Here is a 24,488-nt window from a genome sequence, read left to right as displayed (position 1 = left end):
GTGCGGCGAAGCCATCCACGTTCACCTGGGTGTGCGCTGGGGTGGCTTCATTGGCCAGGGTGCGTCACCAGCTTTGCGCCGCAGTGTGATTGGCCTTCTCCACCACGCCTCTACGGTGGCCCGCCGCGGTGGGCAGATCCCCACAGCCACTCCGCAATGCTTGGCCACCTCGGCGAACGAACGCGGTCACCGACCGCTGCCGGGATCGCACATCGCGGCCATCCGGTCGTACCGCCACATCCGCGCGCAACCCGCCCAGACCGCATCGCTGAGATCGTCCAACCACGCGTTTGAGGGCGTGTACTTCCATATCGTCCTCCCATGTGAGCATGAGAAAGTGGCCGGCTTCGACTGGAACATTCTGGTGAATTTTGAACCCGGTCCTCTGGATAGGAAGATCTGCAGCTCCCGGACTACCGTATCCCCCTGGGCCGCAATCAGTTAGCGATCTTGCCGGTGGTGGTGATGGCATTGGCCTACTCACGATTCCGGGCCGCGCTGATGATCCCTCACGCCAAAGCGAAGACATCTTGGCCGGGATGTGGCAGCTGCGAGGCCGGATCGCTGCGGTGACCGCCAAACTGGTGTTGGACGTGAATCAGCGATCGGCGGAAAAGGCCGGCCCACAAGGCGCTCTTTGACACCACCATCGGCTGGGCTGCCCGGCTCACCGACGCCCACAACGGTGGCCAGCTCCCTAAGAACTCAATCGGCTAGGCCGCTACCGGCTGCTGATCCTTGGCGAAATGGCTACCTGCCTTCCGATTCGGACACCGCCAACCTGTTCTTCCAGCTGATCGCCAGCCGCTACGAACAAGGACCGATCCTGATTACCTCGAACATACCGTTCGGCCGCTGGGGTGAAGTCTTCGCCGACGAGATTGGTGCCGCCGCCCTTGATCGACCGCCTGGTTCGCTACGCCAAAGCGATCACCATGAACGGCGACTCCTACCGAACCAAAACACGCCGAGAACTGGTCAGAACCAACAAATAGCCAGGCACTACGGGGTCAATTTCCACCGTCGTCGACAACTTGGCAGTTCACACGAAGACCTACCATCAGGCAGGCCTCAGGCGAGGGACCGCCACCTCAATTCCACGAAGATCGGAACAAACCTCCGCTCACGCTCAGGCTGACATAGGGAACACGCCGGCGATAGGCAGGGGGTCGATCAGGGCGAGGCACCAGCCTCGGCCGAAGCAAAGCGGGGCGGTGCACGAACGGCGAGTACAAATACCCACGCCCGCTTCGCTTGCCCCGCGCATTCATTGTCGCCACCGACAATAAATGGGACTGATGGTAGCGTAGCGCTACCTGCCGTACGCTTCTGGTACGGCCCGAGGACGTGTCACAGGAGGTAGCCATGGTCACTCTCTGGATTGAGCACTGCACCGTGCAACGGATGGCACTACACGACGGCCTGGTCTTGGACCTTGCCGACTACAACGAGCTGGTCATCTCCCGCCCATTACAGCTCACGCTGCCCGCGACCGGCGACTTTCCGGCCGAAGATGTGGTCATCGACCCCGGTGACGTCGCCGCCCACCACCGACCGCTGCTGGACCTGGCCGGTTCGGTGTGCACCGAAGCGTGGTGCGCGGCGGACGGCGCACTGCACCTGAGGTTCTCGCGCGGACATGTCATCGAGGTCAGTCCCGATCCGCACGCCTGCACCTGGGAGCTGTACGGCAAGCGCCACGGCTACATGGCGTGCCTGCCCGGTGGCCGGGTCAACACGGTGCGCTACGACCGCAGCGATGAGGGCACGAACGCCGAGATGGCCCCTGCCACACCGTGACGGACACCGATTCGATGATCGCCGGGACGGCCACGTCCGGTCAGCGCCGCCGCGATAGGCCGGCAACCGCAGGTGAATACAGCCCGCAGCTGGCGCGGTTGGGCGCGTTCGCCGTGCATCACAAGGCCCTGATCTTCGCCGTCTGGATCGGTACCGCGGTCGTGCTGGCCCTGCTGTTCCCGCAACTGGAGACCGTGGTGCGCCAGCAGTCGGTCGACTTGGTGCCCCGTGACGCCCCGTCGCTGCAAACCGTCGACCGGATGAGCGCAGCGTTCAGCGAGCAAGGCTCGCGGACCATGCTGGTCGTTGCCATGGAAGACCCCGCCGGTCTGACACCGGCCGCACGCCAGCATTACGAGCGGCTCGTGGCGCGGCTGCGCGCCGACACCACCCACGTTCTGTTCGTCCAGGACCTGCTGGCTGACCCGGTCACCAAGACCGGGGCTATCAGCGCAGACCGCAAGGCCTGGTATCTGCCCGTCGGGGTTGCCGGCACTCTCGGCGATCCGGCCGCCGCCGAATCGGTCACCGCCGTCCGCGCGATCGCCGCCGAGGTCTTCGCCGGCTCCCCAACGACGGTGGAGGTCACCGGCCCGGCGGCAACGTTCGCCGATCAGATCGCCAGCATGGAACATTCCCTGCTGTTCATTTCGATCGCCACCGCCGCCCTGATCGCGCTGATCCTGATGATCGTCTACCGCTCGGTGTTCACCGCACTGCTGCCGCTGCTGGTCATCGCGTTGAGCCTGGCCGTCGGCCGCGGGGTGCTCTCGGCGCTCGGCGTGGCCGGCATGCCGGTGTCCGAATTCACCATCGGGTTCATGGGCGCGATCCTGCTCGGCGCCGGCACCGACTACACGGTCTTTCTGATCAGCCGCTTCCACGAACAGCGCCGCGCCGGTGTGCCCGCCGAGCAGGCCGCCATCTACGCCACCGCCAGCATCGGCCGGGTCATTCTCGCCTCCGCCGCCACCGTCGCGTTCGCATTTCTGTCCATGGTTTTCGCCAAACTCAACGTGTTCGCCGCACTCGGCCCCGCCTGCGCGCTGGCAGTGTTCATCGGGTTCCTGGCCACCGTCACGCTGCTGCCGCCGGTGCTGACGTTGGCCGCCCGGCGCGGCATCGGCGACCCCAAACCCGACCGGACCCGGCGCTACTGGAACAGCGTCGCGGTCGCCGTGGTGCGCCGACCGGCACCGCTGCTCGCGATCAGCCTGATCATCCTGATCGCCCTGTCGGCGGCGGCCACCACCATCACGATCAGCTACGACGACCGCACAGGCCAACCGGCGACCACCGACAGCAACCAGGGTTACCGGCTACTCGACCGGCACTTCCGCAAAGACATCATCTTCAGCGAATTCCTAGTGGTGGAAAGCCCCACCGACATGCGGACCGGCAAGGCCCTGGCCGACCTCGACCAGATGGCCTCCCGTATCGCCCAAATCCCCGGCGTCACCAAAGTTTCCGGCGTCACCCGACCCGCCGGCGCACGACTCGAACAAGCCCAGCTGTCCTGGCAGAACGGCCAGATCGGCGACAAGATGGCTAGCGCCGCCGCCGACGGCAACGCACGAAAAGACGACCTGGCCAAGCTCACCAGCGGCGCCGACCAACTCGCCGGCGGGCTAGCCAAACTCGACACCGCCGTACGCGGCGCCCTCACGCCACTGACCGCAGTCCTGGGCCAAGCCCAATCGGCCAACACGAGCATCAACCAGTTACGGCCTCTGCTGCAACAACTTTCAGCCACTGGCCCCAGCATCGACCACGCCATCCAAACCGGCCCCGGAATCCGCCCCCTGGCCGAACAAGCCCAAAACGCCATCGCCACCGTCGACCCGCTCGTCGGGGCGCTGAACACCTCGCCCTGGTGCGCCACCACCCCGCAATGCGCCCAAATCCGCGACCAAGTCCAAGTCCTGGTCACCTTGCGCAACAACGGCTTCTTCGACCAGGTCGCCAACATCGGCGACCGCTACAACCCCGCGACCAACGCCACCGTCACCGGAACCCTCACCAACATCCAGACCGCCATCGGCTCCATGGACAAGGCCTTCGGCGCCCTCGGCAACCCCGCCGACATGGCCGCCAACATCCGCCGGCTACAAGACGGCATCAGCCAACTCGCCTCCGGTGCACAAGCACTGGCCACCGGCGTGCACACCCTCGCCGACAGCAACATCCAAATGCTCTCCGGGATGAGCCAAATCGCCACCCAGCTACAGAACTCCGCGCGCGCCAGCGCCAGCTCAGACTCCGCCAGCGGCTTCTACCTGCCGGCCAACGCCTTCGACAATCGCCAATTCACCGATGTCGCCAAACTTTTCCTCTCACCCGATGGCAAGACTGCACGCTTTGCCATCGAATCGAACTTCGACCCCTACAGCGGCGACGCCACCCACCTGGCGCGGCAGATCGTCGATGTCGCCGACGCCGCCCGGCCCAACACCGCACTGGCCAACGCCACCGCCTCCGTCGCCGGCTTTCCCGCCGTCAACACCGACATCCAACGACTCCTGTGGTCGGACTTCACCCTGCTGGCCGTGGCCACCCTGCTCATCGTCGGACTGATCCTGATCGTGCTGCTGCGCGCCGTGCTAGCGCCCCTGTACCTGCTGGGCACCGTGATACTGAACTACCTGGCCTCGATGGGCATCGGTGTCCTGGTGTTCCAATGGGGACTCGGACACCAAATCGCTTGGCCCGTACCACTTATCGCCCTCATCATCCTCGTCGCTGTCGGCGCCGACTACAACATGCTGCTCGTCTCGCGCCTCCGGGAAGAATCCGGCCGCAACATCCGGGTAGGCGTCCTGCGCACCGTCGCCTCCACCGGCTCAGTCATCACCTCAGCCGGACTGATCTTCGCCGCCAGCATGTTCGGTCTCATGGCCGGCTCCATCGCCATCATGATCCAAATCGGCCTCATCGTCGGCTGCGGACTGCTCCTGGACACCTTCCTCGTACGCACCCTCACCGTCCCCGCCATCGCCACACTCCTACGCGAAGCCAGCTGGTGGCCAAACGCACCGCGCGACGCCGCTGATCACAAGACACAGCCCTACAGATAACACCGTCCCCCACAACCCACCGGCCACCAACGACCATCGTGGAAAACAGTCGGATACACCACGCCGGTCCTACAGATAACGAGCGCGGCGTCGAGATTGCTGCCGCCGCAGCCGCGGCGCTCACCGCCAGCATCTTCGAGCGTGGCGCGACCTAGCCCTAGGGTGTGAGGGCTACAACGGGGCCGAATATTCGGTTTCAGGCGACGGTAAGTCCGGCATGTCCTCGTCAGTTCGCCAAGTCCACACTGGCATCCCGGCGATTGACGCATCGTCATCAGTGTCACCCGCTGGGCGGTCGATGAAGGCGGCCACCGCAGGGCTGGTGTCGGTGAAATCCATGGAGGCCATCGCCGTAGCACTACTGTTGTAGGCCAACACTTTCCGGAACATGCGTTCCTGATCGACGGCCGTGCTCAACAGAGTTCGATCGGCGTCGCCGGTGAAAGGCAGCGAGTTGCGATCGGTCGTCATGAGCGACAGTTGCTCGACGTTGGCGTAGCCCGCCAGCGAGACAGAAAACGTGGTGATCGCGATCAACCGCACGTCACCGGCTTCGGCCAGCTGCCAGTGCTCAAGTTCGACGGCGAACCGTTTGGAGAGCTTGCGGTAGAGGTCTTCCTCCAGATACCACGGATGCCCGGGCAGGTGTCGTACCTGCATTTTGAAGCCATGTCCGGCCGGCTCTATGGCCTTGACCTCGCCGACCCCGATCAGCAGCTTGGTCGACTTCCCCGGCTGACGGCGGGCAGTTGCCCACGCCCGCATCCGGCGCTGCTCGAGTTCGCTCTTGCGGTCCGCTGAGAACGGTTCGGGCACAAACAGTGCTGGCTCAAGCGGAGTCTTGCGGACCAGTTTGCCGTCCACGGCCGAGCGGAGACGCCGGTAGACCACGCCCCACGACCGGTGCCCGGCGAAACCGGGATGCCAACTGGTCAGCTCCGCCTCATCCCACAGATAGTGCAACACCGCCCGCAGCGACAGCTTGTTTCCATCGGCTTGCACCGTGTTCGCCGGCGTACCACCAGGCTCCGGGGCAGCGCGGTTTCCTGACTTCGACAGCGAAAAGCCAAGGCGCAATGCCGTTGTGCCGTCGGCCGGGTTGTCGACAATGGACTGTTCGGCGACAGCGCCGTAACCGGACAGCTCATCGGGCGGTAGCCATGAGCGGCACCGGTGATGATGGGCAGCCGCGGTTCCGGGCATTCGCTTGATGATCAGTTCGCCGCCGGCGGCGGCAATGTACATAGGCACTCCCGGCGAGCTGCACAAGCACAGCGGCCGGAGCCGCCGAGTTTTCGCTTGGCTGAGCAACTGTTGCGCCGCCGGGGCGTGCACATCGTCGATCAGCTCGTCATCGACCTCAAACGCAGTGGGTATCGCCATCGCCGACGTCCTTCCCGCGCGGGCGATCGTTGCTGCACTGCGCGCACACGTAGAACTGCGGGATGGGTGTATCGCCGCCGCCGCAGTACCGGCCGCATTCGGCACACCAGACGTCGGCGCCCCGTCCGGACAGTTCGGGCTCGGAAACCGATTCGGGGCAATGTATTTCGTGCTCGCTGGAACCGGTGTCGGTGGCCGAGCACAGGCAGGAGCTTGCGCCAAAGTCGTTCCACGACACGTCGCCGTGGGGTATTCCACCCATCGCGTTCGATGCCGGTGCAACGCCATCTGCGTCAGTGGTGTCGGTCATGACCACGCCCCAGCCTGCCTGCGCTCCAGTCGCCGCTGTAGTGCCTCGTCGTAGATCTGAAGCCACTCAGTCCATTCGGGAATCAGCACCCGCGTGCCTGCTGTACCGCGTTGCAACAGTTGCGCTTCCTCGCGCGACTGCGGCAGCAGTTCCTGCCAGCCGATCATCTGGCCGAAGTTCGACGACAGGTTTCGGTGGCCGGTCTGCGGCCCGTAGCTCTCGGTGCGGCGCGTGGTCTCCCCCAGCCAGTGGGAGGCTTGTTCGAGCAGATGCCGTTCGTGCGAGCCGTACATGATCAGCGTTGCGGGAAACATATCCCTCAGCGCATCAGCGTAATTCGCCCCGTAGACGACCTTGAAATGTTCCGAAGACTGCACGGTGGCCATAAGGTTGACCCCCAGCCCGGCGCTCTCACCGACGTAGGTCAGCAGTTCGGGCAGCGGGCATGAGTTGCACACCTCGTCTAGTTCGAGCAGCAGGCGATGATGAAGTTCGTCGTTGGCCTCTTTGTCGCGGAAGTGACGGATGATCGAGTCAATCAGCGCCACCGCGACGCCCGCCACAGTGCCGGTGTTGGGTGCGATCACAAACAAGGTGGCGTCGGGCTCGTCGAGGAACTTCACGTCGAACGAATCGATGCTCAGACGGTCGACCGCGTCGAGCTTGGCTGCGTTCTTGCGGGCGCTCAGACCGAGCCGGACCCAGGGCGTGACGGCCTTCGTGACGGTGATTTTGACGCTGTCGCGGAGACGGCCGTCCAGGACCAGCACTCCGTACAGGGGTTGGGCGAGCTCGGGGACTGGGCACAGTGCGTAGGCGGTCAGCCAGGACGGCCGGCCGATCTCTCCTGCGCCGCCGCCGTCTTCTTGCTCGGATTCGTTGTCTGTGCCGAAATCTTCGACGGCTTGCAGTACCCAGGGCATTCCCTGTCCGTTGCCCAGCGGGCTGGCCGCATACAGCAGGCACGCCAGTGGGCGTGAGGCCTGCGACTCCCACAGTCCGCCAGCGGCGACCGTGCTGCCGCTGGCCGCGCCACCGAACCCAACCCCCGAGGTCGCCAGCATGACTTCCGCAACGGTGAGTGCCTCATCGGCGTCGGTGATCGACTTCGTTGGGTCGGTCACCCAGCGGCGCACGTCCTGAGGCCATACGCGCGTCTGCTCCGGGCGCAGGTCAATGACCCCCGTCACGCCGGCGCAGCGGCGCTGCAGAACGAGTTTCGCGAGGTCGGGCTTGCTGGAACACAAGACCGCAGGCCCGGGGTGCATGACCGCCGCTGGCGCCAGGATTCGGCGAGTCTTACCCGTACGGGTCGGCGCCGACAGCAACACATGTGGCGCGCTGGGAGCCTTGACCGGCTGGTTGGCCTCGTTGTAGATCAATCCGGCGTACGGCGTGTAGGGCTCGGTGTACGTCATGGCCATGATGGTCTGCCCACCGCAGACTAAAAATCCAGCAACGCAGCCAGATTCGCGCCGGATACCTCAGTGCAAGTGCATGACGTGTTGCACGGCTGCTGCCGCGCCGCCGACACCGCCGCTACCAAGCCCCACCACCAACGCAGTCCTGACCAGCCAGCGGATGCGGCGGACAACGGCGTGTACGAACGCGACTACCGCGGCCCCGGCCATCACACCAACGAGACCGAGCATCAACGCCATCGGGTGCACCGATACGAGTGTCTCGACGGTGGACATGGTGCTCCTTCGATCAAAAGAGGTTAGGCGGTGGCGGCAACCGTCTGCTTGGCGTTCACGATTCGCCGGACCGTGGTGTGATGCAGATCGAGCTCGTCGCTAATCCTTCCGACTTTCATTCCCGCAGCATGCTTTTGCAGCACTGCGGCAATCACCTCCGGCGCCTGCTTAGTATGCCGGGAGTCCGCAACGGCGTGCGCGGCCGCTTCATGGCGTCGATCGGTCTCGACGGGCTGAACCGCCGAGTGCAACTCTCGTGGGCCCACTTCCAACTCGGTGCCGATCAGCTCCTCCTGAACAGGTTCAGACACCAGCTCCGCAGGCTCATCTACTGTCGCGACATCGACCACCTCAGCGGCCTGCGCCCATCCGTTCGGGTACAGGGTCGGTCGAATGATGCGGTGCAGCTCGTCAAGGTTGCACGTTGCCTGCACGATCGGAACATCAATGACCACCGGCAGCAACCACGCCAGGCTCGCCGGCATGCCGCACTGAATCCCCAAGTCCCGCAGCGAATCAAACGACATGCGGAACGCGGCCAAGGCGAGAAATCCGGTTAGCGCGAGATTGAACCACGCCATGCGCGACGGCCGCCGCCGCGCTTTGATCATCAGGGCCATACCTTCTGACGAGGCCAGCAAGACCACCGGCGCCGTCGCCGCGACCAGCGCGGCCAATAGCGGAGACGCCGATGCTGGATGCGCCCACTTTTCAGCGGCATTGCCAGCTATCGAGAAACTGGTCGCCACAATCACCACGGCCCAATGGAACCGCACCGCCCGGCGATACGTTCGGCGAGCCTCAGTCAGATCATCACTGCGCAAAGAACTTTCAGTGCCCACCGCATCATAATGGCGGCCAAACTCGACTGGGTCCATCAACGCACCCACATTCGCCAGCGGAACCTATGGACCCGTGCTGTTCCACCCAGTCGGGTAGATCCGGAACGATGATTTAGGTAATCCCGCGAATCGCCACTCGCGCGAACAGGTCAACCAGCGCGTCAGTCGCCTTCCGCCGAGTCGGCAACGACCTTTGCGAAGTCGTTGATTTGTTCGCGCAGCCGCTCCAGCCCGAACCCTTCAACGACCGAGTACGGGAGTCCAGGGCCGTCATCCGGGTCAAGTCCGGCTGTAATCGTTTCGACTATGCCCACAGCCTGTTCAAGAAGGGCGACTCGCTGCCTGCGTGGAGCATTGACCGCGAGAACGTAGGTGCCGATATCAAGGGAAGCAACCAGAGTCTCTGTGCTGGAACCGTTTTCGCGCCGCGGCTCACCTGCCACCGTGATTGACTCGATCAGCGAGACATGGCAAGCCTCGGTCGCCGCGATATCACGGAGGTGTGATTCGACCCGTCCGGCGCAGGCATATAGTTCGGCGCACAATGCGAGGCCGGTTGCGCGGAAACCATGCGCAGGCCACCCGGTAAGGGCTGTCCTGATCGATTCGGCCGCATGGCGAAGCCCGACCGCTGCGAGCCTGATGTGATCGCTGTGGCCGCCTACCATGGCACATGGTCTCCTGTCGGCCGCTTAACGCAGGTAGGTTTCTTCGTTGCGGAAGGTGACGTCCGAGATTTGTGTCCGAAACCGACTGGTACGCAGGGTGATAACGTCCCGCTGCTGCTCGATCACGATGTCCTGAACGTCAGCGTCATCTAAGGCGTAGGGCGGATTGACCGCGACCGAAGTCCTCGCGGTCAGCTGCGGCGGACGCTGCCCGCTGTGCACCACCATGGTCGCCGCGAAGGGAGGCATAGCCGCTGGGTCCGGGGAGAACCAGATGCGCGGCGAGCCTGCCGCCATGGACCACCGGCCCACCGGGTCATACACCGCGACCGCATACCCATTGGTTGCCGCCCTGCGGATCAGCTTGCGCACAGCGCGATCGTCATCGGTTCGCAGCGCCACGGTCGTGGTGGACGCCGGGTCTGACATTGGCATCAGCAGCAGCTGGTCACGCCACTTGCCGATCATCACGCCGGAGGCGCCTACGCTGACTGCGGCATTCAGCTCTTCGGTGACCGGGATGCGGGGCAGTCCACCCATTGACGACGCTGATGGCAACGCCGTGACCAGCGCATCCCATTGGCGGCCGGTGCACCGGTTGAGCACCGCAGCCGGGGGTGTCTGCAACGGCTGCACGGTGGTCAGCCGGACCAGACCCGACATCCGTACCGGACCGGTGGCGTCGGTCCGCAGCGAGAGCACCAGTGCCGTGTGATCGGTCGGATATGACCACACGTCGTCGATCATTTCGGCGGTCAGATCCTCGGCGCTGAAGAAATAGGACGTGACATAGCCACGGCCGCCGCGATGCAGATGCGACCAGTTGTCCCGGTAGGTCGTGGTGCCGGTATCGCCTCCCAGGCCAGCGACCATCGCCTTGGTGTATTCGCGCGCCGTCAAAAGCTTTGCCCGGCAGTTCGCTTGGTTCAACGCGCGGGTGATGCGTTGCGCGGCGGCAGCGGCGGCGTCGACGTTGTCCCGACGGTAGGTGACCGCTCCGACCGTGTCGGCGGCATGGCTGTCGAATCGCACCAGCAGCGTCGTTGTTCGCTGCCCGACTGCGGCCTTGCCACCGATATTGACCTGGTACAGGTCCGAGTAATTGTCACGCGATGTGCGCTGCCCTTCGGCGATCACATCGACGTCCACCCGCAGTCCCTGTACCCGCATCGTTTCAGCAATCACCGTCAGCGGCAACGTATTCGGTGTCTCGGCGCCTTGTGGTCCGATGAGTGTGGGAATGTGCTTGCGGCCCCACACCGCGATCATCAAGCACACCGTGTTGCCGTCGACCACTACCCCGGCGGTAGCGTCGTCGACAGTGACGTCAAAAGGCTCAGGCAGCTCCGGTTCGCGGTCGCGGTGGCGGACCCATCCCCAGCCTCGTGCGACCCATTTCCACAGCGGCGCACCGGCATAGGTGAGCACCACCGTCAGCAGCGCGACCAGCGCACCCACCGGTAGTGCCACAACCCATGGGGTATGGACGGCCGCCAAACCCAGTGCAAGGACGCCGGTGACGATTTCTGCGGCGATGACCGTACGACTGTCGAGCCGCACATCAACAGGACGTTGCTTCACAATTCGTTCCTTCGGCGAGTGGCGGCCAGAGCGGCCGCGACGGACAACACGGCAACCACCGCAACAGAAGTGATACCAATGGCCACCAAGCGCGGTGCCGGGTCCACCACCGGCGGGGGCGGCGGTTTCTGCAGAGGCTGGCGCTGAACACCAGGGGCAAGCAGCTCACCCGGCGGCACGTCCCACGTCAAGGCTGAATACGCGTCGACCACGCCGTATCCGACCGCCGTGTCCCGGCCGGCGGCCGGCGGATGAGCGGTGGCCTCGATCCGGTGAATCACCTGGTGCGCAGTCAAATTCGGAAACTTGGCGCGCACCAGCGCGGCGATGCCGGCCACGAACGCCGACGAGAAACTCGATCCGCCGATCGGGTGCAACTTGTCGTTGTCCACCGAGCCGTTGATGACCTGTCCGGACATCGACAAGCCCACAATGTTGGAGCCGGGGGCCGCAACCCCCACCCACGGGCCGTGCACCGAGGCGGCGTCCTCGACCGCCGGTGCGCCGACGTTGTCGGTCGCCCCGACCGACAACACGTAGTCCGAGAACAAGGCCGGGGCCACGATCGTGGCCACCGAGTTCTTCCCCAACGGGTCGGTCCGGTCGCCGGGGATCGGCGGCGGATTCTGCTTGCAGCCCTGGCTATGCGCGTTACCGGCAGCGCTGACGATCACGACGTCCTTGTCGACCGCTGCGTACCGCAGTGCCTCACCGAGACGGTCCCAGGCCTGCTGCTTGTCTACCGATACGCAGGACACCACGCTGATGTTGATCACCTTGGCGCCCATATTCGCCAGGTGCACGACCGCACTGGCCAGCGAGTCGATATCCCCGGCCCGCCGAATGTCCTGCGGGTCACCCTCCATGCCGGGGTCCACCAGCCCGAAGGTTTGCGCCGTTTGCCTGACCGACAACAACATCGCGTCCGGTGCGATGCCCACCAGCCCGTCAGGGCCGCCGGTGGGCGGCGGCTCCAGCGGCACCGGCACGCCCGCGCCCGAGGGCGGAGCCCACGCCGGAGCATCACCAGGCGGCGGCGGCGGCGGGGGCGGCGGTGGAGGTGGTGGCGGCGGTGCCTCCGTCGTCTTGGTCACCGTGACCGTCGGAGGTGGTGGCGGCGGCGGGATCGGCTGCGGCGCAGGCGCGCCCGGTGGTGCGGGCGCCACGGTCGCGCCGGGGGGCTGGATCGGTAGGGGCGCACCCGAGGGTGCCGCGCCGATCAGGCTGGCGATGACAGTTCCATGCCCGTCGCAATCGGACAATCCGTCGCCGTACTGGCCCATCACGTAGTCGCCGGCACCCACTAGGTGCGGGAGGCGTGGCTGCGGGCTGACCCCGGTATCGACCACGCCGACCACGACGCCGGCCCCGGTTGAGACTTCCCACGCCGCAGGAAGATTCATCAGCTCCAGCGGCAGGGGCAACTCGCGCAGATCACTTCCCGGCAGGACGCCGGTCAACGTGCACGGTGCGATCTGGCGCATCGGCTTATCGGGACCCGGCGCCGGGTCGGCAGGCGGCGGACCCGGTGGTATCAGCGGCGGATCGATCGCCCCGGCCACTCCGGCCGACAGCGCCACCAATGCCGCCACCGAACCCAGGGCCGCCGCGGCGCGCCCACGGCTTGCCATCGACCCCATGGTCAGACTCCGTGCGGCAGGTTGCGGACCAGCTCAAGCACGCCGATCGCCCACAGCCACCACGGCACCAACACCGCCAGCGGGGCGTACTCCAGGAGTTGGATGAACCGGTTGGTGGGTGCGTTGATGCGCGTTGTCGGAAGGACCAGCGCCACAATCAATCCCATGACCGCCAGGGCGGCGACCGCGCCCACGCAGATCAGTGTGGTGCTCAATTGCGGCGGGGTCGACGCCGAGGCGTAGCGGCCGATCACCATCGCCACGCCCAGCACCCCAGCCACCACCAGCACCGAGGAGTGGTAGCGGTCGCGGAAGCTGCGCGAGCGCAGAACCAGGATCAGGCACACCCCCAAGGTGAACGCCAGCAGTCTCCAGCTCCAGTCACGTCCCGGCGCCACCGCATACCGCGACGCCGCCACCGTGAGCACTGCCGCGCCGGTGAGCAGCCCGTCGAGGATGCGATTGCCCTTCAACGCCCACTTCGCATGGTCGGCCCCCGACTGGCCCTGGCCCGCGTCGACCGGTGACACGATGTCGGCGGGCGCACCGTCAGGCCGTTCAAAGATGCCCTTGTTGCTGATCGACGGGAACCGCGGCCCGGGGATGCCCGAACCACTGATGCCCATCGAGTCCGCCCAGGTCACCAAGACCAGCACCACCATCAGGACCGTGGTGGCGATCTGCTCGGGCTTGAGGTGCCAGCCCAGCGGCGCCAGCATCACCGTCACTGCGCCCACGCCAAACACCACGCTCAACGCGTAGAGCGTGGACAAGAACCGGCCGGTCAGCATGTTCAGCACTTTCACCGCGGCGATCGCGGTGGCCGCGCCGGCCAGCACGCACCATGGCGAGGGCTTTGGCACCGACAGTACGGCGGCGCAGGTCGCGGCGATGATCGCCGACCAGGCCAGCACGTCAGATGCCCGCTGACGTTGCTCAAACTTTGCGTGTGCGGCCAGCGCGGCGGCGATCGCCAACGCGGCAGCGATCGACCAGGACACCGCCGCCGGAATCCAGCCCCCGCTCCAGCGCCACTGCTGCGCCAAGATGATCTCGGCCCACACCACCAGCGCGACCAGCAGCCCGCTGGCCACCCGCCGCGCGGTGTCTGCGTTGGCGCGGCGGAACCGGGCGGCTGCCGCCCGCGCTAGACCGGTCGCGACTTCCTCAATGACCGGTTCGAACCGCTCGGTGGACTCCACCGGAAGCAGCAGCAGCAGATCACCGTCAAGGACCCCGGCATCGTCCAGGGACGTCGTCACCTCCAGCGGGTGCCCGTCGGCCCAGCACAACGTGTAGGTCGTTGCATCGGTCAGCGGCGCCACGCCACGGCGCTGCAGGTCGCGATTGACCCGAGGCCAGAGGTCCTCGATGATCGTTACCAGCGGCACGCCCGCCGGCAGAACCTTGTCGAGCATGGTGTCTTCGCCGATCAGCAGCGACACCCTGCACAGGCGCGGCGCATTCGGGCGAGCCTTGGCCGCCGTGGTGGTGGCCGGCTGTTCAGCTGTGGACGTCATTTCGTGTCCGATGTGGTCGAAAAGCCTTGGGACAGTGCAGCACCGATTTCCAGCAGCCGTCGCCGCGTGGTCTTGTTGAGATCGTCGAGATTCACCACCGCGCTGGTGGCCAGGTGCTCATCGAACGGCAGGACGAAGACGCGCTTCTCGCCGATTCGGCGACGGAAATGATCGCCGGTGGCCTGCACCAGTTGTGCGGTGGCCTTGCGATCTCTGCGGCTGGCCGCCGGCCGGTGATGGTTGATGACCACCACCATGCGCGACAGCAGCTCGTGGTACTCCTTGGCTACAAGCCACTTGAGGTTGGTGTCCGCCCCGGCTGAACCGCCGGTATCGGCAGAGGCGACCACCACGATCGCGTTGGCTGACTTCAACACTGCCGGCATCACGGCGTGCCCCAACTGCTGGCCGGAGTCCACCAGCAGAATGTTGTAGAAGGTTGACAGCCGGGCGTGGGCGTCGCTGAATTCCTCAGGGGTGATGGCCGTGGTGGATGCGCCGTTGTGCTGTGGGGAGGCAACCACATCGAGCCCGGCGCTGTTCTGTCCGGTCAGCGAGCGCATGTCGGTGTAACGGTTGAGGTTTCGGTCGCCCAGGATGGCGCGCACCGAAGCTGCCCTCGGGTCGATGCGATCGGCCAGATTGGCGCCCTCGGCCGGGTCCGCGTCGATCGCCACCACGGGGTCGCTGCGGTGGCTGCGGATCATTGACGCCAATGTCGTTGTGATGCTGGTCTTTCCGGAGCCGCCTTTGCCACCGAGAACAGCGACGGTATAGGTGCCACGAAGGTTCGCTCCGACCTGCGCGATCAGTTCACGCTCGTAGAGCTCGTCCGGCGAGGCACCGACATTGATGGTCTTGAACGACGTCCGGTACAGCCAATACCGCCATCCCCGGGTCGCCGGAGCCTTCGCCGGGGTCACCAGGTCACCGGCGCGCAAACGTTCGGCCAGGCCCTCGTGCCCCACCGGCTCGTCGGTTTGGGATCGGCGCGCGGGCTGCTGCTGCACCGGGTGCATCGGGGGCGGATTGCCCGGCCACTGGCCCGGTGCTGCGTTCTGCCAACTACGTTGCGGCGCAGCACTTTCGTTGAACGATGCGGGGGTGATCACCTCACGCCCGGCGGCTGCGGCGCCTGCCTGAAAGGCCTGCACGTCCTGGATCATCTTGGCGTGCGTGGCCCGGTCCATGATCTGGGTGCCTTCGGGGTCGAAGGTGGGGCGCGGCGGAACCGGGCTCGCGGCGGCAGGGTTCAGGCCTGTTGGCCGTGCGGCCGGGAAGCTTCCCGTGGATTCTCCTGCAGGCCGCTGCGGTGGGCCTTGACGCGGGTCGTATGAGGGGAATCCGCCGGTATCGTAGGGCCGCTGAGGCGGCTGGGGCAGCTGTGGCTGCGGCCCGGTGGGCGGGTTCAGTCCGGCCGGCCCGCTCGACGACATCGCGCCGAAGTGCGGCGGACGCGCCTGCTGGAGTCCGTTGACGTGACCGGTATCCGTATCGGGTGCGGGTGCGTCATGGTGAATACCGTTGGTGGCCTGATGCTTTGGCTCCCCCGCGTCAACAGCATCGCCGTCAACGGGCTGGTTCACGCCCCCGCCGGGCTGGCCCAAAGTGGAAAAAAAGTCGCGATCATTCGGTGTGCTCATAGCGTTCTCCCCCGACCGGTAGCCGCTGACGAATTGCGGCTAGTGCCAAATTCTTTCGTCATGGCGCGAGAGTAACAACCAGCATTTTCTTACGTCCACAACGCGGACCACATTGGCCCGTAACTATTTTTAGACGCGTTGATGGCCGGTCCAGTCACCGCCTGCGGGCAACGATTCAAGCAACTCCACGACCGCAGTCTCGATCGCCTGACCCGTCCCGGGCAGCAACGTCGTCCACTGCTGGCCATCGGGCGCAATCGAATTGCTGACCAGTACACGACCGCTGAGCGTGTTCGAAATCGACAACGCCAGCGACGCCCATTGTGGCCCGTCGATCGTGAACTGTGCCGCCGCGAGCGTCGCCTGCGTGGCACTGGCATCCGCGGCGCTGCGAATGATCCGCGCTTGCGGAACCGAAACCCCCGCATGCACCAACTCCCGGACAACGTCATGGTGCGGATGCTGTTGCCAGTCGGTCAGGATGGGCCGCAGCACATCAGTTTCGATGTTGATCCCATGAAATTGGGCGGGCTCACCAGGACCGAGCACCTGGGTGACGGACGTGCCGATCGGGGCCGTGCCCAGTGGTGTCACCACAATGTCGTCGATGGAGTCCTCACCGGCCCGCCACAACCGCACCGCCGACACCCACTGATCATCGCGCCGGCAGATGACCGCCGCGCGCCGTGCACGCTGCCGATGCCACTCGGCCAGCGCCGCGGCCGCTTCATACGGGTCCTCGGGTGCGTTGAACAGTGGCGGAGGACCGAGTTCGCCGGTCGGCTCGGTCTGCGGCCGCGACACCACGACGTCAACCTCGATGTCGGGACGGCCTAATACGCCGATCCACTCTGCGACATCGCTGTCCACGACCCGTCCGCGACACACGCCCTGCGCTTCGAGCACCTCGAGTCCGGGGTGATCAGCCACCGTTTCGGCGATACTTCCCACCGGCCGGACTTTGAGGGCCTCGGGAAGCTGACGAACGCCGAGCAGCGCGGCTGTCAACCAAATCCCTTCGGAAGTGGTTGACAGCCCCGCCGTCGCCGAAGCTGTTGTGCTCACAGGGCTTTGAACATCCCTGCCACGCTCTGGTCGCCGGCCCCCGCGTTGTGCGATGACGTACCGATCGCCGCGGCATGCCGGTTGATCGTGTCGAACACCGTCTGGAACGCCTGGTTGATCTCCATGCTGCACTGGGCGTAGGCGTTTGAACCGTGCGCGGTCCAGATCGTCTGCAGGTGATTGAGCACACCGACGGCCTTCTTCTGCAGCTCGGCCATGTGATTGACCAGATTCTGCTGTTGGCCGACATGGTCGCCCATCATCACGTGGTCATAACGCTGTGAATCCATGAGTTCTTCTCCTTCTGAAAAGTCGTTGGCTCGAAACCTGTTCGAGCGCAGGATGATGTGGCGGCCGGCTAAGCGCCGGTAACCTGTCCGATGACGTTGCGGTTCTGCTGGTTGGTCGAGTCGTAGTGCGCCGCAGAGGTTTTGATCGTATTGATCACCGTCTCGAACCGCTGGGTCACCTGGGTGCCCGTGCGGCGGATGTCCTCGGTGGTAGTCATCGACTGGATCGCGGCATCGCCCTGGAAACCGCTGGACGTCAGGTTCTGGTTCATGGTCTGGTACCGCTGCAGCGAGGCCATGAGGTCCATGTGGATGTTGGCGAGCTGGCGCGCCCCTTCGAGCATCGCCCCAGTATCGGTATTCAGTGCGCCGTTAGATGATGGCATGTCACGAATCTCCTTGTTAATTCAAAAGGTTGGTGATACAGCTGCGTTTCGGTCTGTCCCTGGTCTCCCGCCAGGGCCCTATCCCCCGCCCCCGGTGTAAACGACGTCCCCATCTGCGGTGTAGACCGGCATGGCGTAGGAATTGCCGCCAGTCTCAATCGCCTTGTCTTCCTCACCCATCGCGACAGCGCCGCGCTGATCGCGCCGGTTCGCACCAGCAGCCCCCATCGGCCCCATCATCCCGGGAACACCGCCAGGTCCGGCGGCCCCGCGCGTGGCCCCAGCGGCCTTGGACGACTGTTCAGAGGCCGGGTCGCTGCTCCACCATCCGGCAGGCAAACCCACCGGGCCACCCAGGCCCACCGAGCCAGCCGACGGTTTGGTCAGAGCGGCCGAAACCGCCGACCCGCCACCGGCAAACCCGCCGTTGGCGGCACCGAGTCCCTGCCAGGGGGCGCTGGCGGCACTTAGCGGCGGCGCTGCGCCGAAACCTCCGGCTCCGCCAGGCCCGCCGTTCATGCCGCTGGTCAGCGACGACAGCGGGCCCATCAAGCCGCCCATCTGGCCGCCGAGCATCTGCGGAAGTTCCCCGGCCGAGGACAGCGGCGACCCGCCGGCGCTCGACAGCATCTGCGGGGCCTGTGCCAGCTGCGGGAGCAGCGACTGCACCGACTGCATGGCATCGCTGCTGCCGGGCTGCCCGGTGGTACCCGGCGCGCTCGCGGGCCCGCCCTGCGCCGGTGTCGGTGCGGTGCCCGCCTGACTGGGTGTACCCGACGAGGCGGGTGCTTGCGCCGCTGCTTGAGCGATTTGGGCGCCTTCGCCGGCCAGTCCCGCCCCGGTCGATGCCGCTTCGCTGACGCCCGCGGCGGCTTGTGAGAGTCCGGCGCTCATGGCCTGCATGCCGACTTCGGCGGCTTCCCTGGCCGCGCTGGCAACCGCCCCGCCGATGGCGGCAGGATTGGCCCCCTCGCCCAGCGGGACCAGCGGAACCGATAGCGGCCCCATCAGGCTGCTCACCCCGGCCAGGTACCCCATCATCGCGGTGGCGTTCTTACCCCAGAAAAACGTGTATTCGGCGTTCGTTTGGGCGATGGCGGGGGTGTTGAAGCCCATGAAATTGGTGGCTTCCAGGGTTGCTTCACGTACCCGGTTGGCTACCACGACCGGTGCCGGGATGGTGTTGGTCACCGCGTTGATGTAGTGCGCCTGTCCCATCGCGATCAAGCCGGCCCCGGTCTGGGCGTGGGCGGCGGCGGCCTGCATCCACGCCGCGTTCTCCACGGCTTGCGCGACGCTGGCGATGCCGCCGAGACCCTGGAATGACGGTGCTGTCGCTCCGGCGGTCGCTGCACTCTGGGCGCCCTGCTCGGTGTGTGTGATGGCGGCGGTTTCGTACGCCGCCAGCTGCGCCGCGTGAGCTGCCGGTCCGGCACCCGCCATCAGCCGGAAGGCGTTCGTGGCCGGGTCGATCCCCCAGTACATGCTGGGCCGTCTACAACGACAGAGCGACCTTGGCCAGGTCGCCGATCGCTTCGTAGGTCGCCGACGCCACTGCCACCGACGTGCCGAACAAGGCGCGCTGCACGGTGCCGGTGCCGGCCGCGGCCAGGAACTGCCCGCCGTGCGCCGCCGCAGCTGAAGCCAGCATCGCGCTGACTTCCTCGGCGCCCATCGGCGGTGCGGTCAGCATCGCCGGCGCCGCGCCGGTCAAGGTACCGGCGGTTGTCGCCGCCCCCGTCATCTCCGTGGCCGCCTGCGCGGCGATAATCGGAGTCTCCAAAAACATCGTCATGAGGTCCCTCCCCCGTGATGCATGAGCGTCAAGTACGCTTTAACCCTTTTGACTTTAGTGACGGCCCCTGAGTGCGTCCACCGACGCAACCCGATTCACCACAAGTCAACAGCCACTGTGGACACCTCCGCGTTACGGTGAGCGCAACACCAGCCGCGCCGCAGCCCTGACCTGCGCTTCGATCTGGCGTAACCGCCCCGCCGAGCGTTCGGCATCCTCGGCCGCCGACGCCGCCGACGCCGCCAATTCGTCCAGTTGTTCAGCCACCAGCAGCTGAGCCTTGCTGGGTGGCACCATCACCTGGGTCATGTCGACCCGGCCATCGAGGATGGCCGCACACGTGCCGGGCTCCCAGCCCAACGCCGCGCCGATCCGATCCAACCCGGACTCACGCGCCGGGATCACCGCGTGGTTGATCAGCAGTGACACCGTCGGCCGACTCGTCTTCGACAACCGCGCCAGATCGTGCTTGGACAGCCCCAGCTCCCCACGGGCATCATCGACCGCCTTGGCCAGGCGCAAGCACGCGTCCGGCTCACGGGCGCTCATCGCGGCCCGCCCACCGGGCGCGGCAGCCCGAATTGCAGCGCTGCCGTGCCGGCCTCGGTCAGATACAGGCCGCGGCCGGGCACGCTCTTTTGAGCTCGCACGTCCTCGATCACCGGACCGTCTGCCGGGTCGCCGTCCATGATGATGGCCGACTTGGCGGTCATCAGCTTGCTGACAATCGGGTCCTGCCAGACCCGGTTGGAAAAGCTGGTGTCCAGCCGACGTCCGATGACGAAGTGCAGCCCGACCTCATCGGCCCGGGTCACCAAGGGCGCCAGGAACGACAACGGGTTGACCTTCGGAATCTCGCCGGCCATTGGGAAGCCGCCACGGTCCCACTGCTGGACCTCCTCGATTCGGTCGACCAGCACGAAGATCTCCGGACCGCTCCACGAGCGGTGCGCTTCGCGCAGCTGCGCCTGAGTCAGCTTCTCGGTGGGAATGCGAGCTGTCAGCATTTCGGCGAGGTCATAGAACACCTGCCGGGCTTCGTCCTCCTGGTGGACGTATTCACCCAGGTGTTCTCCTTCGACGACCTCCAGCTGCGATCGCAACGGGTCCACCACGTAGAACTTGGCCTGCTGCGGCGAGTAGACGTCCATGATGGACTGTGCCACCGATGTCACCGCCGAACTCAAACCGCAGTTGGGCCTGCCGGTGATCAACAGGTGCGGGTTCCGCTTAAAGTCCGCGTACACCGGTTTCATATCGAGTTCGGAGATACCGAGCGGCACCAGCGGAGGACTCGGCGGACGCGTGGTCTGAGCGATCACCTCGTCCAGCGTGATCCTGGTCGGCAACAAATGCACCCGCGGCGCCGGCGGGTAGCTCGCGGCGACCGCTTTAATATGTGGCAGCGCCTCACTTAGGTCCACGACGTGCGGCCCGACAGCCACTTTCGGCTCACCCGCCTGAAAGTGATAGCCGTTCATCGAAATACCGCGCCCGGCAATGCGCACCGTGACCATCCGTGGTTCCGGCGCGACATCGTCCTCGGAGGACGAATCGTCATCATCGTCGGTGTCGCGTTCGGCGTCGTCCAGAAACTCCTGGCGGGACCCGAACGGAACCTTCGCGGCCATCTTGTTGTTGTCCGTGGTTCGGCTCGTATCAGTCGAATCGAGTTTGAATTCCAAGAAATTCGTCAGTCGCGGCCACATCGTCGACCGGATTCCCGACCGAATATAGGACCCGGCCGCGATGACCATGTGCACGCCATAGGCCGGCCCGACCGTCATCAATGGCACGACGTCCTTGTCAATGAGCTTCTCGAACCGCTCGGCGCTGCCGAACAGCTCCCAGCCATCGATCACCAGGAACACATCGCCGTAACCGTCCTCGGGATAGCTGCCCGGTTCGCTGCCGAATTTGCGGCGCCGGAACCGATCCAACGTCAAACCATGAGCCTTGAAAGAGTCTGCGCGCTGGGCGACCAAGGCGTTCATTTCGGCAAAGATGCGCCGCACCGTCTCCGGATCGCCGTCTTGGGCATATCCACCGACATGCGGAAGCCCTTGAACCGCTTCATAATCGGTGCCAGCCATCGATACGATGTAGAACTGGACCCGCCGCGGCGTGTACTTCAGCGCACCGGCGGTGATCATGGTGGCGATCGCCGTGGATTTGCCGGACCGCGACAGCCCGACAACAAAAAGATTGCCCTGGGTCAAATCCGGTGCGTACACGTACTGCTTATGGTCGAACGGCCGATCCTCCATGCCCACCGGAAGCGCCAACTCCGTCGCGTCGGCGTCAGCCTCCCCGTAATTGACATCCCACGGCTTGCCCCGGCGACGCGTCCGGCGCACCAAGTCATCCGCCTGCAACGGCGCCAGCGGCGGCAACCACATCGGCGGCGGCAGGGGCAGCGTGTACGCCGAGCGCAGCGCCTGATTGGCCACCTGAATCTTCTTCATCTCGCGCCCGTCCGGACCGATCACCGTCTGCGGTGCGGCCACCGGCGCAGCAACGGCCTCGACCGGCTGCGGAATCGAAAGCTCACCCATCGGTGTGACCGTGAAGTCCTGCGGCACAACATATCCTGCTGCGGTGCGGACCTCCTCGGAACGCACCACATCAGAAGACTTGACGTACACGCCGCTGGTATAGGCGAATTGCACCCGACTCAGATGCTTGTCGCCATAGATGCGGTGATACCCGGCGCCGGCCGGCTTCTTCGGCAGCCGGTCCGCCTCGTCACTCTCGATGACCGCACGCGAGACACCCTCACCGCCGGTGCGCAGAGCCACCCGGTGCGGGACGTTGGTCAGCAGCCCGCTGGACATCACGTGCCCGAGCTGCTGAGAACCCAACACCACACGAATACCCAGCGACCGGCCCTGGCGCAGGCCTTCGTCGATGACCTCTTTGGCCGCCTCGCACTCGCCGAACATCTGAGTGAACTCGTCGACCACCAGCATCATGTGCGGCAGCGGCCGCAGCTTCTCCTTCTTGTGGATACGCAGATATTCGTACTCAGCGATGTCGCCGACCCCGGCGCGGTCCAGTGCCTGCTTGCGAATCTCGAACTCGCCGAACAGAACATCGGCCATGCGGTCCATCCACATGCTGTCCGAGCGCAAGTTGTTCTGGCCGGCCACCAGATGAGGCAAGCCATACAGTGAATGGACCAGACTGGAACCTTTGAAGTCGAAGACCGCCACCACCAGCGACTGCGGCGAATGGGTCAAGCAGCCACCCAGCACAAGGGTTTTGAGGAACTCGGACTTACCCGAGCCCGTCGTCCCGACCACCACGACGTGAAAGCCGCCCCCGCTGAACTCGTGGGTTTCTTTCAGGTCGATATAGAACGTGTTGCCGTTACTGTCCCGCCCGACGGGGATACGCAACCAATCCTCGCCCCACAAGTAATCGCCTTCGCTATTGGCTTGCGGCGGCCCCAACGACGTACGCGCCCACAACTTGTCCAAGTCGAGGCGAGCAAAATCCTTGATGCCCGTCAGATCGCCCAAGTCCACCGACGACAGCCGCGGCGCTGCGCTGGCAGTCACCCGATCCGCATCGGCGTGATACCGGGCCAAACGACGCACGATCGCCCGAGTCTCGGCATCACTCAACAAGTCAGGCGTGACCCAGAATTCACCCTGGGCCTTCTGGTCCCGGGCCAACAAGGCATCACGGGAGACGTCGATCACGTAGCCATCACCGAGTGACATTTTCATCTTCCTTCTGCTTGCCGACGACCCGTACGAACGTCACACCGGAGACACCGCCAGAACCCTTGCGGGTCAACGTATCCCACTCGCTGTCTTCCTTCGGGAGGTCGTTGAAAACCAGCCAGTGCGGCAATGTCGGTTCACCGCTGGTCCCGAAATTCTTACGCTTGTTGCCGAACTCGACACCGACCGCTTCCGCCATCTCCTGCGCCGACCCCCAGATCAGCCGCATCGACCCACCCTGATCCATCCGATCCGGATGCTGGCAATGCGGCAGAAACTTCACCGCATCCCACCGCTGCGGATCCTCGGTCACCACAGCGATTTTCAGGAACGTCGGCGGATGCAACACCGCGCTCTGGCAGATCATCGCCCGCACCACCCCATACAGAACCTCGTCATCGCCGTCGCCGGCCAACGTGATCAACGGATGCTTAGTCAGCGAAAGCGCCTTCGGCGCACCCGAGAGATGCGTCTGCTCCAGCTGGAACTGTGCGTGCGCTTCCAGGGTCACCGGATCGTAGTCAGCTCGCTCCCCACTGATGTGCGTGTCCGACAGCTTCTTGATCAGCTCAACCCGGCCGGTCCCCATCCGCACCACCCCGAAATTGCCCACCATGGGATCGCGGCTGGCATCACCAACACCCGAACGCTCCCACATCCGGGGAGAACCGATCAACCCCCGCAACTGATTTGGCGCAGGGTTGAGGAAACGCATGTGCTCAAACTGCAGCCTGGCCGCCTCCTGCAGCTCATCGCGTGCCTCATCCTGATCGGCGAAATATTGGCGCCGATCCTCGGCCAGGTCCGACGGCGACTTCGGCTGATTCTCGCCGCCCCCGCCGCCTCGATTGAACGTGCTCGCGAACGCCCCCAGCATCATGATCGGGAGAAAGAAACTAAACATGCCCGCACCGCTGCGTAGACCCGGCTGCGTCACGATCACGGTGATCATGCCCAAAAAGACGAACCCGATGATCGCCGGAACGACCAACTGACGCATCGCAAGGGGCCTGGCCCGCGGCGCTCTCACCGGGTGCGGCACCGGCTGCTTACCGCCTGGAGGGCG

At 65.3% G+C, this 24,488-nt stretch carries 20 protein-coding genes and 1 pseudogene; 3 read left to right on the top strand and 18 right to left on the bottom strand.

Going from position 1 to position 24,488, the window contains the following annotated elements:
- Positions 1-621: 621 nt before the first annotated feature.
- From G6N59_RS32060 to G6N59_RS30110, 3 genes and pseudogenes are all read left to right on the top strand, one after another.
- Positions 622-995 (top strand): annotated as a pseudogene (locus tag G6N59_RS32060) (ATP-binding protein); the annotation flags it as partial.
- Between the two features lie 370 nt (positions 996-1,365).
- On the top strand, positions 1,366-1,800 hold the full coding sequence (locus tag G6N59_RS30115; RefSeq protein ID WP_138233413.1) for a DUF6188 family protein: 435 nt from the start codon (positions 1,366-1,368) through the stop codon (positions 1,798-1,800).
- Between the two features lie 14 nt (positions 1,801-1,814).
- Positions 1,815-4,874: an MMPL/RND family transporter gene (locus G6N59_RS30110; protein ID WP_138233415.1), complete on the top strand. Its 3,060-nt coding sequence runs from the start codon at positions 1,815-1,817 to the stop codon at positions 4,872-4,874.
- A gap of 171 nt (positions 4,875-5,045) precedes the next feature.
- Here the strand turns inward: G6N59_RS30110 and G6N59_RS30105 are convergent, their stop codons facing one another.
- From G6N59_RS30105 to G6N59_RS30020, 18 genes are all read right to left on the bottom strand, one after another.
- Positions 5,046-6,257, bottom strand: a complete 1,212-nt coding sequence (locus G6N59_RS30105; RefSeq protein WP_138233412.1) for a DUF1173 family protein — start codon at positions 6,255-6,257, stop codon at positions 5,046-5,048.
- Positions 6,235-6,567: a hypothetical protein gene (locus tag G6N59_RS30100; RefSeq protein ID WP_138233411.1), complete on the bottom strand. Its 333-nt coding sequence runs from the start codon at positions 6,565-6,567 to the stop codon at positions 6,235-6,237. The genes G6N59_RS30105 and G6N59_RS30100 overlap by 23 nt, the downstream gene beginning before the upstream one ends.
- Positions 6,564-7,985: a type IV secretory system conjugative DNA transfer family protein gene (locus G6N59_RS30095; protein ID WP_138233410.1), complete on the bottom strand. Its 1,422-nt coding sequence runs from the start codon at positions 7,983-7,985 to the stop codon at positions 6,564-6,566. The genes G6N59_RS30100 and G6N59_RS30095 overlap by 4 nt, the downstream gene beginning before the upstream one ends.
- A gap of 66 nt (positions 7,986-8,051) precedes the next feature.
- Entirely contained in the window at positions 8,052-8,264 is a 213-nt protein-coding gene (locus G6N59_RS30090; protein WP_138233409.1) for a hypothetical protein, read from the bottom strand.
- 23 nt (positions 8,265-8,287) lie between these two features.
- Positions 8,288-9,142, bottom strand: a complete 855-nt coding sequence (locus G6N59_RS30085) for a DUF2637 domain-containing protein (RefSeq protein ID WP_138233408.1) — start codon at positions 9,140-9,142, stop codon at positions 8,288-8,290.
- 125 nt (positions 9,143-9,267) lie between these two features.
- A complete protein-coding gene (locus G6N59_RS30080) occupies positions 9,268-9,774 on the bottom strand; it encodes a hypothetical protein (protein WP_138233407.1) in 507 nt (168 codons plus the stop codon).
- Positions 9,775-9,798: 24 nt separating this feature from the next.
- Positions 9,799-11,355, bottom strand: a complete 1,557-nt coding sequence (gene eccE, locus G6N59_RS30075; protein WP_163912273.1) for a type VII secretion protein EccE — start codon at positions 11,353-11,355, stop codon at positions 9,799-9,801.
- A complete protein-coding gene (locus G6N59_RS30070; protein WP_407665924.1) occupies positions 11,352-12,995 on the bottom strand; it encodes a S8 family serine peptidase in 1,644 nt (547 codons plus the stop codon). The genes eccE and G6N59_RS30070 overlap by 4 nt, the downstream gene beginning before the upstream one ends.
- A 2-nt stretch (positions 12,996-12,997) precedes the next feature.
- Positions 12,998-14,515, bottom strand: coding sequence for a type VII secretion integral membrane protein EccD (gene eccD / locus G6N59_RS30065; RefSeq protein ID WP_138233404.1), 1,518 nt, complete (start codon positions 14,513-14,515; stop codon positions 12,998-13,000).
- A complete protein-coding gene (locus tag G6N59_RS30060; RefSeq protein WP_138233403.1) occupies positions 14,512-16,158 on the bottom strand; it encodes a MinD/ParA family ATP-binding protein in 1,647 nt (548 codons plus the stop codon). Before G6N59_RS30060 ends, eccD begins: the two co-directional genes overlap by 4 nt.
- Positions 16,159-16,287: 129 nt before the next feature.
- The gene (locus G6N59_RS30055) at positions 16,288-17,166 is read right to left on the bottom strand and encodes an ESX secretion-associated protein EspG (protein WP_235678766.1); all 879 of its coding nucleotides are present in this window, start codon (positions 17,164-17,166) and stop codon (positions 16,288-16,290) included.
- A 53-nt stretch (positions 17,167-17,219) separates the two neighbouring features.
- Positions 17,220-17,513, bottom strand: coding sequence for a hypothetical protein (locus G6N59_RS30050; RefSeq protein WP_138233401.1), 294 nt, complete (start codon positions 17,511-17,513; stop codon positions 17,220-17,222).
- A 68-nt stretch (positions 17,514-17,581) separates the two neighbouring features.
- A complete protein-coding gene (locus G6N59_RS30045; protein WP_138233400.1) occupies positions 17,582-17,899 on the bottom strand; it encodes a WXG100 family type VII secretion target in 318 nt (105 codons plus the stop codon).
- 78 nt (positions 17,900-17,977) lie between these two features.
- Positions 17,978-19,384 carry a PPE domain-containing protein gene (locus G6N59_RS30040; protein WP_138233399.1) on the bottom strand — a complete coding sequence of 469 codons (1,407 nt, stop codon included), beginning with the start codon at positions 19,382-19,384 and terminating at the stop codon, positions 17,978-17,980.
- Between the two features lie 10 nt (positions 19,385-19,394).
- Positions 19,395-19,694, bottom strand: a complete 300-nt coding sequence (locus G6N59_RS30035) for a PE domain-containing protein (RefSeq protein WP_138233398.1) — start codon at positions 19,692-19,694, stop codon at positions 19,395-19,397.
- Between the two features lie 132 nt (positions 19,695-19,826).
- Positions 19,827-20,243, bottom strand: coding sequence for an XRE family transcriptional regulator (locus G6N59_RS30030; protein WP_138233397.1), 417 nt, complete (start codon positions 20,241-20,243; stop codon positions 19,827-19,829).
- A complete protein-coding gene (gene eccCb, locus G6N59_RS30025) occupies positions 20,240-23,419 on the bottom strand; it encodes a type VII secretion protein EccCb (protein ID WP_163912269.1) in 3,180 nt (1,059 codons plus the stop codon). Before eccCb ends, G6N59_RS30030 begins: the two co-directional genes overlap by 4 nt.
- Positions 23,406-24,422, bottom strand: a complete 1,017-nt coding sequence (locus tag G6N59_RS30020; protein ID WP_138233395.1) for a hypothetical protein — start codon at positions 24,420-24,422, stop codon at positions 23,406-23,408. The genes eccCb and G6N59_RS30020 overlap by 14 nt, the downstream gene beginning before the upstream one ends.
- Positions 24,423-24,488 lie beyond the last annotated feature (66 nt).

Origin of the sequence: Mycolicibacterium aubagnense, assembly GCF_010730955.1 — a bacterium.
Taxonomy (GTDB): domain Bacteria; phylum Actinomycetota; class Actinomycetes; order Mycobacteriales; family Mycobacteriaceae; genus Mycobacterium; species Mycobacterium aubagnense.
The sequence above is the reverse complement of the archived record's forward strand: the minus strand, read 5'-3'. Positions and strand labels throughout refer to the sequence as shown.

Coding starts and splice junctions, on each gene's coding strand:
- G6N59_RS30095 (WP_138233410.1), bottom strand. CDS start 7,985: ATGACGTACACCGAGCCCTACACGCCGTACGCCGGATTGATCTACAAC.
- G6N59_RS30100 (WP_138233411.1), bottom strand. CDS start 6,567: ATGACCGACACCACTGACGCAGATGGCGTTGCACCGGCATCGAACGCG.
- G6N59_RS30045 (WP_138233400.1), bottom strand. CDS start 17,899: ATGCCATCATCTAACGGCGCACTGAATACCGATACTGGGGCGATGCTC.
- G6N59_RS30070 (WP_407665924.1), bottom strand. CDS start 12,995: ATGGGGTCGATGGCAAGCCGTGGGCGCGCCGCGGCGGCCCTGGGTTCG.
- G6N59_RS30030 (WP_138233397.1), bottom strand. CDS start 20,243: ATGAGCGCCCGTGAGCCGGACGCGTGCTTGCGCCTGGCCAAGGCGGTC.
- G6N59_RS30085 (WP_138233408.1), bottom strand. CDS start 9,142: ATGGACCCAGTCGAGTTTGGCCGCCATTATGATGCGGTGGGCACTGAA.
- eccD (WP_138233404.1), bottom strand. CDS start 14,515: ATGACGTCCACAGCTGAACAGCCGGCCACCACCACGGCGGCCAAGGCT.
- G6N59_RS30035 (WP_138233398.1), bottom strand. CDS start 19,694: ATGACGATGTTTTTGGAGACTCCGATTATCGCCGCGCAGGCGGCCACG.
- G6N59_RS30080 (WP_138233407.1), bottom strand. CDS start 9,774: ATGGTAGGCGGCCACAGCGATCACATCAGGCTCGCAGCGGTCGGGCTT.
- G6N59_RS30105 (WP_138233412.1), bottom strand. CDS start 6,257: ATGGCGATACCCACTGCGTTTGAGGTCGATGACGAGCTGATCGACGAT.
- G6N59_RS30040 (WP_138233399.1), bottom strand. CDS start 19,384: ATGTACTGGGGGATCGACCCGGCCACGAACGCCTTCCGGCTGATGGCG.
- G6N59_RS30020 (WP_138233395.1), bottom strand. CDS start 24,422: ATGCGTCAGTTGGTCGTTCCGGCGATCATCGGGTTCGTCTTTTTGGGC.
- G6N59_RS30110 (WP_138233415.1), top strand. CDS start 1,815: ATGATCGCCGGGACGGCCACGTCCGGTCAGCGCCGCCGCGATAGGCCG.
- eccCb (WP_163912269.1), bottom strand. CDS start 23,419: ATGTCACTCGGTGATGGCTACGTGATCGACGTCTCCCGTGATGCCTTG.
- G6N59_RS30090 (WP_138233409.1), bottom strand. CDS start 8,264: ATGTCCACCGTCGAGACACTCGTATCGGTGCACCCGATGGCGTTGATG.
- G6N59_RS30115 (WP_138233413.1), top strand. CDS start 1,366: ATGGTCACTCTCTGGATTGAGCACTGCACCGTGCAACGGATGGCACTA.
- G6N59_RS30060 (WP_138233403.1), bottom strand. CDS start 16,158: ATGAGCACACCGAATGATCGCGACTTTTTTTCCACTTTGGGCCAGCCC.
- G6N59_RS30050 (WP_138233401.1), bottom strand. CDS start 17,513: ATGGATTCACAGCGTTATGACCACGTGATGATGGGCGACCATGTCGGC.